The 13,784-nt window shown below is 45.5% G+C and carries 8 protein-coding genes; 6 read left to right on the top strand and 2 right to left on the bottom strand.

The window, feature by feature from the left end; translation table 11 throughout:
- The first annotated feature begins 200 nt into the window (after window positions 1-200).
- The 5 genes from AC1DV1_RS09090 (at window position 201) to AC1DV1_RS09070 (ending at window position 9,963) form a co-directional block, all read left to right on the top strand.
- A complete protein-coding gene (locus AC1DV1_RS09090; protein ID WP_477357810.1) occupies window positions 201-1,418 on the top strand; it encodes a multiheme c-type cytochrome in 1,218 nt (405 codons plus the stop codon).
- A 15-nt stretch (window positions 1,419-1,433) separates the two neighbouring features.
- Window positions 1,434-5,006 (top strand): VCBS repeat-containing protein, encoded by a 3,573-nt coding sequence (locus AC1DV1_RS09085; RefSeq protein WP_477357807.1) that lies wholly within the window; start codon window positions 1,434-1,436, stop codon window positions 5,004-5,006.
- Window positions 5,007-5,343: 337 nt separating this feature from the next.
- Window positions 5,344-7,179, top strand: a complete 1,836-nt coding sequence (locus AC1DV1_RS09080; RefSeq protein WP_477357804.1) for a 3-keto-disaccharide hydrolase — start codon at window positions 5,344-5,346, stop codon at window positions 7,177-7,179.
- Between the two features lie 12 nt (window positions 7,180-7,191).
- Window positions 7,192-9,162, top strand: coding sequence for a c-type cytochrome (locus AC1DV1_RS09075; protein ID WP_477357802.1), 1,971 nt, complete (start codon window positions 7,192-7,194; stop codon window positions 9,160-9,162).
- Between the two features lie 30 nt (window positions 9,163-9,192).
- Window positions 9,193-9,963, top strand: a complete 771-nt coding sequence (locus AC1DV1_RS09070) for a 3-keto-disaccharide hydrolase (protein WP_477357799.1) — start codon at window positions 9,193-9,195, stop codon at window positions 9,961-9,963.
- Between the two features lie 161 nt (window positions 9,964-10,124).
- On the opposite strand, the gene AC1DV1_RS09065 is transcribed toward AC1DV1_RS09070, so the two are convergent.
- Both AC1DV1_RS09065 and AC1DV1_RS09060 read right to left on the bottom strand, forming a co-directional pair.
- A complete protein-coding gene (locus tag AC1DV1_RS09065; protein WP_477357796.1) occupies window positions 10,125-10,931 on the bottom strand; it encodes a phytanoyl-CoA dioxygenase family protein in 807 nt (268 codons plus the stop codon).
- 258 nt (window positions 10,932-11,189) lie between these two features.
- Window positions 11,190-11,966: an SDR family NAD(P)-dependent oxidoreductase gene (locus AC1DV1_RS09060; protein WP_477357793.1), complete on the bottom strand. Its 777-nt coding sequence runs from the start codon at window positions 11,964-11,966 to the stop codon at window positions 11,190-11,192.
- Between the two features lie 235 nt (window positions 11,967-12,201).
- Here AC1DV1_RS09060 and AC1DV1_RS09055 point away from each other — a divergent pair, with 235 nt between their 5' ends.
- Window positions 12,202-13,401 carry a hypothetical protein gene (locus tag AC1DV1_RS09055; RefSeq protein ID WP_477357790.1) on the top strand — a complete coding sequence of 400 codons (1,200 nt, stop codon included), beginning with the start codon at window positions 12,202-12,204 and terminating at the stop codon, window positions 13,399-13,401.
- Window positions 13,402-13,784 lie beyond the last annotated feature (383 nt).

Here is a 13,784-nt window from a genome sequence, read left to right as displayed (position 1 = left end):
CAGGGCGTATAAGATTTTTCGCTATCGCTCAAGAGATAGTTTCTCCTCACACCTGCGCTCAAACCCGACCTGGTTCGTTCGAAATGACATTCTTTAATTAACGATGTGGCTTTGAAGTGCATACACGGTAACTAACCGGGGAAACTGGTTAAAAGTTCCCCTACCGGGGGAGATTTAGAGGGGGCCGGGGGCTCGCAGTTATGAAGAAAATACTAATAGTAACAAGCATATTAATTACCCTGCTGGCAGTCATTTACTTCCAGCTTAGGAGTAATAATGCACTGGCCGATCCCCGCGGCCCTTTATACGCCGGTTCAAAAGCCTGTGCTAAATGCCATGGTAAGCTTTATGATTCGTACTTGCATACTGCGCATTATATGGCGTCAATCCCTGCATCGGCAAATACAGTACACGGCAGTTTTGCAGCAGGCTTTAACGTGTTTAACATCAGCCAAAATCAAAAAATAGTGATGGAGAAACGCGATAGCGGCTTATACCAAACCCTTTACCAGGATGGGAAGGTTAAGCAAAGCAACCGCTTTGATATTGTTTTTGGCGGGGTAAAAGGCGAAAGCTATTTATACTGGAAAAACAACCAGCTTTACCAGTTGCCGTTATCTTATTACAACAAACAGGAGCAATGGTCAACCAGCCCTGGCTATCAATTTAATTTTGTCAACTACCGGTCGATAGGGAAGCGTTGCCTGGAATGCCATGTTTCGTATGTTGATGAGCTGCCCCAGCAAAACCAGCAGTTAAGCCGCGATGAGCAATTTGATAAAAGCACCATGGTATATGGTATTGATTGCGAACGCTGCCATGGTCCCGGTGCACAGCACGTGGATTTTCAGGCAAACAATCCTGGTGTTAAAACGGCAAAATTTATAGCCCGCTACGCAAATTTAAGCAGGGAGCAAAGGATGGATATGTGCGCGGTATGCCACTCGGGTATCCATACGGCATTGTTAAAAACAACATTTGGTTTTATGCCCGGCGATACCTTTGCCAAATATAAACTTCCCGAATTTCAGCGCACGTTGGATACCAGCCATTTAGATGTGCATGGCAAGCAGTTGCAGTTATTACAAAGCAGCAAATGCTACATGAACAGTACCATGGATTGCGCAACCTGCCACGATACGCACCAGAATACGCGCGGCAACGATATTTTATTTACCCAAAAATGCCTCAGCTGCCATAACAAGCCCAATCATGTTTATTGCAAAATGACAGATAAGCTGAGCGCCAGTGTGCTTAAAGGTAAATGCATCAGCTGCCATATGCCCGAATTAACTACCAATGTAATATCTGTGCAAACAGCCGATAAGGCCCCGCCTGTACGGTTTTTTGTGCATACTCATCATATAGCCATATATCCGCAGGAGGTTAAAAAGATAATGGCATTTGTTAACAAATAATTGAATATCCCCCATATGAATAAGATCCATTTCCCGGTGCTGCTTTTATTGTTGATATGCCTGTTTTCCTGCAAAAAGCATACGTTGTTTCAGCAAATTTCTTCGTCGCATTCGGGTATTCATTTTAATAACCAGATTATAGAAACCGATACCATCAACCCCATCGACCTCACCAATATTTATAACGGTGGCGGCGTTGGCGTAGGCGATTTTAATAACGATGGTTTACAGGACCTGTACTTTACGGGCAACCTGGTATCAAACCGGCTTTATCTGAATAAAGGCGATTTTAAATTCGAGGACATTACCGATGTGGCCGGTGTAAACGGCATGGGCCGCTGGGGCAGGGGCGTTGCCGTTGTTGATATCAATAACGATGGCCTGATGGATATTTACGTTTGTAATACCATTTATCCCGATTCGTTGCGCCGTAAAAATATTTTATACATCAACCAGGGGCTTGATAAGGATGGCATCCCTCATTTTAAAGATGAGGCAAAAGCCTATGGCCTGGAGCTGACCAAACAATCAACCATGGCCAGCTTTTTTGATTACGACAATGATGGCGACCTGGATATGTACCTCACGGTTAATACCGCGTCATCGGCCTATTACCCCAACGTTTTTGGCAAAGCCACCCGTACCAGCAATAGCAGTACCGGGCAGTTGTACCGTAACGACTGGGACGAAAAGCTGCACCATGCCGTTTTTCATAACGTATCGGCACAGGCCGGCATCAATTTAGATGGCTTTGGTCACGCGGCTACCACGGTTGATATTAACGGTGATGGCTGGAAAGATATTTATGTATCTGATGATTTTGTATCCAGCAATATTCTGTACATCAATAACCACGACGGTACGTTTACAGATCGCTCCAAGGAGTATTTTAAACATACATCCTATAACGCTATGGGGCAGGATATTGTGGACATAAACAACGATGGCCTGGCCGATGTGATAGAGCTGGACATGAACCCGGAGGACAACTATCGTAAAAAAATGATCCTGGGAGCCAACAGCTACCAAACCTTCCAGCTTTTTGATATGTTTAAAACGCAGTATCAATACGTGCGCAATACACTGCAGGTTAACCAGGGGCCGCGTTTGGGGCAAAACGGAGCCATTGGCAGCCCGGCCTTCAGCGAAGTAGGTTTCATGAGCGGCCTATCCCAAACCGACTGGAGCTGGACGCCATTGGTAACAGATTTTAACAATGACGGCTTCCGCGATGTAATTGTAACCAACGGTTTCCCCAAGGATGTATCCGACCGTGATTTTATGACTTATCGCAGCCAGGCCTACGCAGCCGTGCCGAAGAAAAAAGTGCTGGAGCAAATCCCCCAGATCAAGATTCCTAACTATGCCTTCCAAAACAACGGCGATCTTACTTTTCATGATGTAAGTAAAAGCTGGGGACTGAATACACCGTCGTTTTCAAATGGTGCAGTTTACGTCGACCTGGATAATGATGGCACTATGGATATGGTGGTGAACAATATCAACGATGAAGCATCGGTATATCGCAACACATCACGGGATGATAAAACGAAATCAGACAGCAGCCATTACCTGCAGATAGCCTTTAAAGGCGAGAAAAATAACATCAACGGACTGGGTGCACTGGCCGAAATTTTTTATGATAAAGGCAAACACCAGGTTTATGAACACGACCCTTACCGGGGATATTTGTCATCGGTGCAGGCCATAGCCCATTTTGGTTTAGGGACTATTAGGAAGGTAGATTCGGTAGTTATAAAATGGCCGGGTGGCAAAAAACAAGTATTACGCGATGTAAAGGCTGATCAAAAACTGAGCGTAAACATTGCAGATGCTAAAGGTAATTATTCATCGATATTGCCTAAGTTTTATACCAAATCGCTGTTTAAAGAGGTTACAGACTCCTTGGGAATAGGTTACGTAAGCAAGGATGCCACCTTCATCGATTTCAATATTCAAAAACTTTTACCCCATAAACTATCAGAATACTGCCCGGCTTTGGCCGTTGGCGACGTAGATAATAATGGGCTGGACGATGTGGTGATAGGCGGCAACTCCAATTTTCCGGCACAAGTATTTTTGCAAAAGGCCAATGGCAAATTCATCCAGCGCGACCTGGTTAAAAATAATCCGGCACAAAGCCAGGGTAAATACAAAGATGGCGGCTTGCTGCTGTTTGACGTCAATGGCGATGGCAAGCTGGATTTATACGCGGCGGGCGCCGGGTACGAAACGGCAGCGAACAGCCCCGAATACCAGGACAGGCTTTATTTAAACGATGGGAAGGGCAATTTTACCTTAGCTACCGATGCTTTGCCCACAAACTTTACAAGCAAACTGTGTGTACGCGCCTGCGATTATAATAAAGATGGCAAACTTGACCTGTTTGTATCGGGCAGGGTTGAGCCTTGGAAATACCCGCAGCCGGTATCAAGCATTATTTTAAGGAACGATAGCCAAAACGGGCACATCAAATTTACCGATGTTACCGCCCAGGTTGCCCCGGCATTAAAAAATGCGGGCCTTATTTGCGACGCCTTATTCACCGACTTTGACAACGACGGCTGGCCCGACCTGGTCATGGCCGGAGAATGGATGCCTATTACTTTTCTGAAAAACGATCATGGCAAATTTGTGAACATCACCCTTAAATCGGGCGTAGCCGACAAATTGGGGATGTGGAACACCATAACCGGTGGCGATTTCAGGCATACCGGGCGTACTGATTACATAGTGGGCAACCTTGGCCAAAACAGCTTGCTGCAAGCCAGCGACCAGTACCCGATTTACATCACCGCAAAAAACTTTGACGGCAGCGGATACAGCACCATCCCATCCGTGTTTTTCCCGGATGTAAATGGCGAAAAGAAAGAGTTTCCGTTACACGGGAGGGAAGACCAGCTGAAACAAATGATCAGCCTGAAAAAGAAGTATACCAACTACAAATCATTTGCCACCGCTACCCTGCAGGATATGCTCACGCCCGAGCAGTTAAACGGTGCTTTAAGGCTCAAAGCCAACCTGCTTAAATCATGTTACCTGCGCAACGATGGCAACGGCAAATTTACGCTGATACCCCTACCAATAGAGGCCCAGGTATCCGTCCTCAACGGCATGCAAACCGGCGATTTTGATGGCGATGGCAACCTGGATGTGGTGATGAATGGAAACGATTATGGCTCCGATGCATCTGTAGGGCGCTACGACGCCTTAAATGGCTTAATGTTGAAGGGCGATGGAAAAGGCGGTTTTAAACCGATGAGTATTTTGCAAAGCGGTATTTACATTCCCGGTAACGGCAAAGCCTTGGTGCAGTTACGCGATAAAAGCAACAACATCCTGCTGGCTGCCAGCCAAAACCAGGATAGCCTGAAAGTTTTTAAACAAAATACAAAGGTTAAAACCATAGCGGTACAGGATCGGGATGCTTATGCTATCATCAAATACGCTGATGGCAGGGTAACTAAGCAGGAGTTTTACTACGGCAGCTCGTTCCTTTCGCAATCTGCAAGGTTTATACAGGTTGATGATGGAATGAAGAGTGTGGTTGTTTTTGATGATAGGGGGAATAAGAGGGTGGTGAAATAGGGGGGCATCAGCTAACAGCGTTTTCAAATTACACCCAATGTCATTTCGAATCCCTTGAAGGGTGGGGAAGTGCGGGGAAAGGGTGAGAAATCTTGTACGCCTTGCATTCCGACGGCTTATCGTGATGCAAATCGTATAGGATTTCTCCCCGTACCTCGTTCGAAATAACAACGGGTTAATGCTTTTAGAAATCGGGAAAGGATATGTATGCACTACTTATTTTGTATCAAACAAGTTATTCAAATAAATCCGCAATCGATTGTATAATTTATTAAATTGCACGGGTATAAGGTTTAATCATCTTATGCCACATAAACCAAATTATAATTAAAATAAAATGTATTGTATCAAGTATCCTCCTATAACCCTTGGCGGTAAAAAGCTGGTTATGTTGTTGGGCTGCCTGTTGGGTTGCCATCAATTGATGGCACAAAACACAGTGCCTTTAACCGATCTTTCGGCCTTCCGGGAGCCATCATCTAACTGGAAACTGGCTGCCGGCGCACAAGCCGACCTGGATAAAGACGAAGTTTTAACCACTAAAGATGGTACCGGCATATTGGTTAACCTGCCCGGCAAAAAAGGCGCCCAGGACCTTTATACTAAAGCTAATTACGGCGATATGGACCTGGAGCTGGATTATATGATGGCCAAAGGATCAAACTCAGGCATCTATTTACAGGGCCGGTACGAAATTCAGCTGCTGGATAGCTGGGGTAAAGTTAATCCCCAATCGGGCGATAATGGGGGCATTTACGAGCGTTGGGACGATAGCAAGCCCGACGGCCAGCAAGGCTATGATGGCCACGCGCCAAGGCAAAATGCCAGCAGGGCTCCCGGCTTATGGCAGCACATGCGTATCTCGTTTCAAGCTCCGCGCTTTGATGCACAGGGCAAAAAGATAAGTAACGCCAAAGTAATTTACGTTTGGTTAAACGGTGTTTTGATACAGGATAATGCAGAGCTGGCAGGCCCAACCCGCGGTGCGATGGACAGCAAGGAAACAACCGCTGGTCCGCTGCGTATACAGGGCGATCACGGTGCGGTAGCTTTCAGGAATATCAGTATTACCAGTTTTGATAAAACGCCACCTGTTTTATCTAACCTAAAATATGCGATTTATAAAGGTGCAGCCACCGCAGCAAATGATGCTAAGGTTAAGGCGGTTGCCGAAGGAAATTCGACCATATTATCATCAAATGTAGGTAAACTAAACAACGACTTTGTAATCCACTATACAGGAACCATGAAGATAACCGAGGCCGGGCAGTATACTTTTAAACTAAGTGTACCGGGAGGCAAAGGCTCCTTACGTATCGGCGGCAATGATGCCATAGCATCAGCCAATAACCGCGGCGATGGAAAAATCCAATTGCAGCCCGGCGATCAGGCTTTCGATTTGTACTATTCCAAAACTGCTGATTGGGCCAAGCCTGCTTTAGGCTTAACCGTTTCGGGCCCCGGTATCCGCGAATATCTGCTGACTGATGCCAACGTAAGTAATAACGATCCGGTTGATCCTATCCTTATTAATGCCTCATCAAATACCATTTTGCGCAGTTTTTCTGATCTGCCAGGCGGCGTCCGCGTTACCCATGGTGTGAATGTGGGCAGTGCCGAACAGGTACATTACACTTACGACCTGGATAAAGGGATGATAGTACAACTATGGCGCGGCGGCTTTTTAGATGCCACCCCAATGTGGCACGATAGGGGCGATGGCTCATCGCGCGTAGCAGGTTCGGTACAATACCTGGGCAAACCCGTACCGGGGATTGAAAAACTGGCTGGTCCGCAGGCTGCCTGGGCGGCAGATACCGCCGGCACAGGTTACCGGCCTAAAGGCTATATCCTGAACGCTAATGATCAGCCCGCTTTCAGGTATATCATTTATGGTTCGATGGTAAATGATGCCAGTTCGGTGATAGAAGGCGGCCACGGCATCCACCGCGAAATTTCTTTGCAAAACCCGATTGACGGCTTGTTTGCGCACCTGGCTACCGGCAACAATATTGAGGATGCGGGTAACGGATTATATATAGTTGATGATAAATCTTACTATATCAAAGTAGAAGATGCTGCTGGGGCTAAACCCGTCCTTAGGGATGCGGGCGGTAAGCAGGAGCTCATTATCCCTATCAAAGGAAAATTAACCTATTCAATTATCTTTTAAGCAGCCGTCATCATGAAATACACATTAAAACAAATGATAAACAGGGCCGGCTTATTTACTACACTGATAGTTGGTGCGCTGTTAAGCAATACGCAATACACATTAGCCCAGGCCGAATCGCCTAAAGAAGACGATTTTTTCAAGATCATGAAAGTACCCGCACCCGAAGGTACTATACTGGAAGTTGGCGGTTTGTGCACCCTGCCTAATGGCACTTTGGCGGTAACCACCCGCCGGGGCGATATTTTTATGGTAGAGAACCCCACCGGCCAGCATCCGTATTTCAGGAAATTTGCATCGGGCCTGCACGAGGTTTTGGGCGCGGCCTGGAAAGACGGTGCTTTATACGTGGTACAACGCGGCGAGTTAACCAAACTGCAGGATACCAATATGGATGGCAAGGCCGATGTATTTGAAACCATTTATGCCTGGCCATTATCGGGCAATTACCACGAATACAGCTTTGGGCCAAAACTGGCACCCGATGGTTCATTCTTTGTTACCCTTAACCTTGGCTTCCCGCCGGATTGGTGGCACCCCAAAAGCTTTGTACCTTACCGTGGCTGGGCTTTAAATATTAAGGAAGATGGTACCGTTACCCCATGGGCTGCGGGCTTCCGCTCGCCCTGCGGTATCAGTATGATTGATGGCGAACTGTGGTACAGCGATAACCAGGGCGACTGGGTAGGATCGGGCAGTATCATGAAGATAGAAAAAGGGGCTTTTATGGGCCACCCCTCAAGCCTGGTGTGGACGAATTTGCCAAACTCGCCCCTGAAGTTAACGCCCGAGCAGTTCTTCGCCAAAAACAAACCACGCATCGAATTCGATAAAGACGGCCAGCCTTTTAAACCACAGGATATCGTCAATGAAAAATTCAGGACAGAATTTGAAGTGAAGAAGGAAATTCCGGAACTAACCTTGCCAACGGTTTGGTTACCTCACGGGATATTAGGTATCTCCAATTCCGAGATTGTAAAAATTCCCGAAGATGCCTTTGGCCCCTTTGCCGGCCAGTTGTTGGTTTGCGACCAGGGCCAGAGTATGGTCGACAGGATCTTTTTAGAAAAAGTTAACGGCCAGTACCAGGGCGCGGCCTGGGCTTTCCGCAGCGGTTTTCAATCGGGCATTGTGCGGTTAGCATGGTTACCTGATGGTTCATTAGCCGCCGGCGAAACCAACCGTGGCTGGGGATCTGCAGGCGAGGCCACTATGGGCCTGCAACGTTTGGTATGGAACAATAAGGTACCGTTTGAGATGCGCGCCATCCGTGCCATGCCTGATGGTTTCGAGATTGAATTTACCAAACCGGTTGATAAAAAGGTAGCAGAAGATATCGCTTCTTACTCGGTAGAAAGTTACATCTATAAATACCAGGCGGTGTACGGTAGCCCGCCGGTGAATACCGAAAAATGCCCTATTGTAGGGGTTAAAGTATCGGAAGACGGCATGAAGGCCAGGTTAATTGTAAACAACCTGCGTAGGTATTACATCCACACTATTACGTTGGATGGCATGCGCGATAAGGAAAATTATTTTAATCTTGTTCATCCAACGGCTTATTACACACTCAACAACATCCCCGAAGGGCAAAAGCTTTCGATGGTGGGAGTAAGTACCCTGAATTCGGCCAAAACGGTAAAAACTACGGCAACAGCAGATGCTAAAAAGGGTGCTTTAGCTAAAGGCGCCGGTGCAAAAGCATTGGCTATGGCCAACGCGGTACCTACGTATGACGAGGTAAAACCGCTGTTACTAAAAAACACCTGTTTATCGTGCCATAACGCGAATAAGCGCCAGGTTGGCCCGGCGTATGTTGACGTGGCCAAAAAGAAGTACAGCGTGAACGAATTGGTGCAACTGATCCACAACCCCAAACCAGAACACTGGCCCGATTATTCGACACCGATGCCACCAATGCCGCAGGTGCCTAAAGATGAGGCCCGGAAAATAGCGCTCTGGATTAAATCACTGGCTAAATAATTTATTAAAACAGATCATCAATAGTTTAAAATGAAAAATGTTTTCATATTATCAGCTTTATTAGCTGTTTCGGCAATAGTTGCAAATGCGCAGCAAAAGGGAAAACCAGAGGATACCGAATACTGGACACCGGTACCCACGGTAGTAACACCCGGCCAAAAAATGGGCGAAGCACCATCTGATGCCATCGTTTTGTTCGGCGGCAAAAACCTGGACGAATGGGTTGCCCTTAACGATTCTACCTCGGCCCATAAGTGGATAGTGGCTGATAATGCAATCACGGTTGACAAAAGCGTAGGCGATATCCGCACTAAAAGGAAATTCACAGATTTTCAATTGCATATTGAGTACCGCATTCCATCTAACATTACCGGTACCAGCCAGGCACGTGGTAACAGCGGTATTTTCCTGGCCGCTTTGCCTTGGGGTGCAGGTGGTTACGAGTTGCAGGTATTAGATAATTATAAAAACCCAACCTATGTAAACGGCCAGGCCGGCAGCATGTATAAACAATCGCCACCTTTGGTAAATGCCTGCCGCAAACCCGGCGAATGGCAGTACTACGATGTAATTTGGACAGCCCCACGCTTTAATGAGGATGGAACCTTAAAATCGGCAGCCCGCGCCACGGTTTTGCATAACGGTGTACTGGTACAAAACAATACTATCCTGAAAGGAGATACCCCTTACATCGGTCAGCCTGAGTACCGCAAGCATGGCGCCGAGCCTATTAAGCTACAAGCCCATGGCGATAAAAGCGAACCTATCAGTTATCGCAATATCTGGGTAAGGGAGCTTTAAAAAGCAGCAGGATAAAATAACTCAGGGTGTTTGCTTTTAGTTGATGGTACTACGTACATAAACTTTAGCAAGCACCTTGTTGTTAATGAAGTTTTTAAATACGGTTATTTTTCCTGTACGGATAAGGTAACCGGTGAGTAAGGCTATCAGCATAATTTAATTTATTTAACAATTCCTGCAAAACGTTGATAAAATGCGGTAGGGCTATCAGCATTTTTTGGTTCGAATTTGCCCGCTATGATGGGTATGTATATTACCATGCGCCTGCTTGCTTCGCCGGTTATGGTTGATTGTGCCACACGGTGCCATAAGCGGCCATCGTGTATGGTCAGGTCGCCGGCATTTGGTGTAATTGCTACCTCATTTTCATCAGTATCATGATCCAGGAAATACTTTTTACGGAAAAGCATCTGGTAAAGATTCTGCCGGTGGGTGCCGGGTAAAATGCGCAATCCTCCGTTTTCGGGTTTTAATGTGCTCAGGTGGATACCTACATTCAGCATCGGGTTTAAACGCTGCCCGTGAAATATATCGCGGAGGCCATCGGTGTGCCAGCCCATTTTGGTAAAGCTGCTTTCGGGGCCGTTAACATAATGGTTAAAAACCATTCCGTCTTTTTCCTCGGTGCCCAGCCGCGCACCTTCGCCGATAAGGTTTAACAATACCTGGAACCTTGGGTCATGCGTAAATTCATTGAGCACCGTATGGTGTTGGTTTATGAATGCGAAGCGCTGTACAATTGGCGATCCATCCAAATCCTTGCCATATTTAACAGGGACGCCGTTTATCTTTTCTACTTTATTATCTATCCATTGCTGCTGTACCTGTTCAGATGCCTTGATGATATCGGCCACGGTTTCGGGTTTAATAAAATTGGTGAAATGGATGAAACCATGCTGGTTAAAAAAAGCTTGTTGTTCGGCCGTAATTGTTGTGCCTAAGGTGAATTTTTGATATACCGCTGCCATAAAATGGGTAGTTAAAATAATAGATAATTAAATGTTGAATTGGATAAAAGCGCTAAGCAACTTTTAAATGGGGAGCCTTGGGGCCGGTGATAATTAACAACAACAGCTACACATCACCCTTTTTGCAAAGGGCATTCGCATGGAGAATGCAAAGGTTTTATGTTGTGTTTTGTTCAATGTATATAATGTCTATGTATTTTATAGACTATGCAAATGTAGATAAATTGTTTAATCAAACAAATTTTCCTGAAAATATTTTTATCGTTTATATAAACCGGCCGTTATACGCTCAATAAGGCGTTTTGGGCTGTGCCTGGCCGCTGTTGACGATAGCTTATTTAAAAAGCCGGGTACAATCTCGGCTTTGGTGGCAAACATACCGGCGATGCCTATGGCCGCTACATCATCAGGACTCATGTTAAATTTGGCTGCCAGTTCTGCTATGGCATCCATGCCTGCACGGTGCACAAAGTTGGTATCGGTAGGGCCAGGGCACAGGCAACTTACAGATACAGGAGTGTTTTTTAGTTCGTAGCGCAAAGCCCTGCTAAATGATAAAACAAATACTTTGGCAGCCGCGTAAATAGCCATCGTAGGCACAGCCTGGTAGGCTGTAGTGCTGCTTACGTTAAGTATATAGGCTTGTTGCTGTAATTTTAAAAGCGGAATAAAATAATGCGATAACTCAACAACTGCGTCTATATTAACCCTCATCATGGCCATTTGGCCTGGTAGTGGCAGTTCATCAAAGTTACCCCACTGGCCGTAGCCCGCATTATTAACCAGTATAGATAGTGGTATAGATAAACCGGCAAACCAGGCGGCTATATCTGCAGCCGCGTCCGCGTTTGATAAATCGGCCGCGTAATAGTGCACATCAACATGATGTGCTGATGTGATAGCTACGGATAAAGCATTCAATTCGGCCTCTGAGCGGGCAACAAGCAATAAATTATAACCTTTTTGTGCCAATAGCCAGGCTATCGACTTGCCAATACCTTTACTTGCGCCGGTTACTAAAGCATATTTTTTCATCCTGTAATTGTCATTTTAAACCAAAACCCAAAAAACTCCGCAAGTTAAATAAATACTCTACTAAATTTGTAGACTATTTAAAATGTTATTACGTTTGTAACGGATATGAAAAACACGCCCACATGTTTTAATTTTTTAAGTTGTAGCAGCAACTATTGTTGTTGCAGGTAAGCAAGCCGCATATACCGTTTACCAATAAATTACGTTAATACAATATCCATCTAAGCTCCTTTTCATGAATAGCCATCGAATAGCGCAATGTTTGAAAGCGTTTACCATTATAGGTTATCTTTTATATAGTATACCCCTGCATGCCCAGTTATCGGCCGCGGTGCATTATAAGCCAATGCGGGCAGATACATCGGCAGATGTAATAACTGATTACGATGTTAAAAAAGCGTCGTCACCAGGTGAAAATAAAGCATCTGTAATAATTAATAAAACACGCGTACCGGCCGAAGGCAACATCAATTTCCTGGAAAATATGGAAACCCATTTAAACAGCCGCCAGGAGCGTAAGGCACTGATGGGCTATTTAAAAGAGTTTTCGACTGCGGGGAACGAAGTAAATTATAATAGGTCGAGGGTTAAGATATACTACAAACTGGCTAATGTATTTGCCCGGTTGCGCATGTACCCGCTGGCCATGAAATGCTTTTTTAAAACCATGCAGTATAAAAAAGATTCAAAAGAACCAGCCTTGCAAATAAGGCCGGTGGTTGATTCTGTATCGGTAGATACGCTGAGTGCTGATTCGGGCCTTAGCACACGTTACCTGGCAATTAGCGCAAAAGACGATTCGTTATTTGTAAACGATCCAAAACCTTTGGCATTAAATGATAAGGCCGAAGAGAAAAGCAAGGCGGTTACTTACCAGCGTATTGTAAACACTTTTAACGATGGCAAAAAGGCGGTTGCTTATGCGCTGTTATTTCATGTAAAACAGCCGGTGCCCGGTAAACCACGGATATTTAAGATAGTTAATACGGGGCATACTTTTATTACGCTTATAAAATACAATACCGATTCAACCTCGGTTTCCATATCGTTTGGATTTTATCCTCAAAAAGACAACCTGTTTTCGGCAACGCCGCTTGACCCTTCCTGCTCGGGCACATTTAAAAACGATAACGGGCATAACTGGGACGAGGTAATGGGTAAGTTTATCTCCAAAAAAAGGTTTGATAAAATACTGCTGCTCACCAAAAGCTACGATGGACTTGAATATCATTTATCTAAGAATAACTGTACCGATTTTGCAATTAAAGCCGCTTCATACGCAGGCATCGGCGTGGCTGATACAAAAGGCTCGTGGCCCCTTGGCCATGGGAACAATCCGGGCATAACCGGGCAAAGCATTATAGCAGGCGGCGGTTATAATACCGAAGGCAAAGACGGCCTTTTTATTGATTTTGATGCTGCGCTGGGTAAGTAAAATTACCGGGTGTTCGATCTCAATTAGCTTCTACATGACTCTTCCTAAGGGCCATCGGCCCGGCACATATTGTAGCCGCGGGTTTCAACCCGCGGACGATTGGCCAAGCACAACAAGAGTGCCATCGGCACGGCACATATTGGGGTATAAATTTGTTTAAACGATATATACGCGTTGCTCATATGGATCGAACCTACGGCTCTCAATCGTTTTCTTCGTTTTTTTCCACGAGTTAAAACCCGCGGCTACAAGATTGGCCGAGGCTACGCCTCTAATCCGATTGAACAAGCCCGGATGTATCGGCAAAATATATCTTTAGAAACTAATCGGCAACCGCATCTGTGTTACCCACATAAACCATCATAGCATCAAAAGTATTCATT

The sequence above is a fragment of the Mucilaginibacter sp. P4_D1 genome, assembly GCF_056401935.1.
Note: the sequence above shows the minus strand (reverse complement) of the source record. Positions and strands in the feature narration are given on the sequence as shown.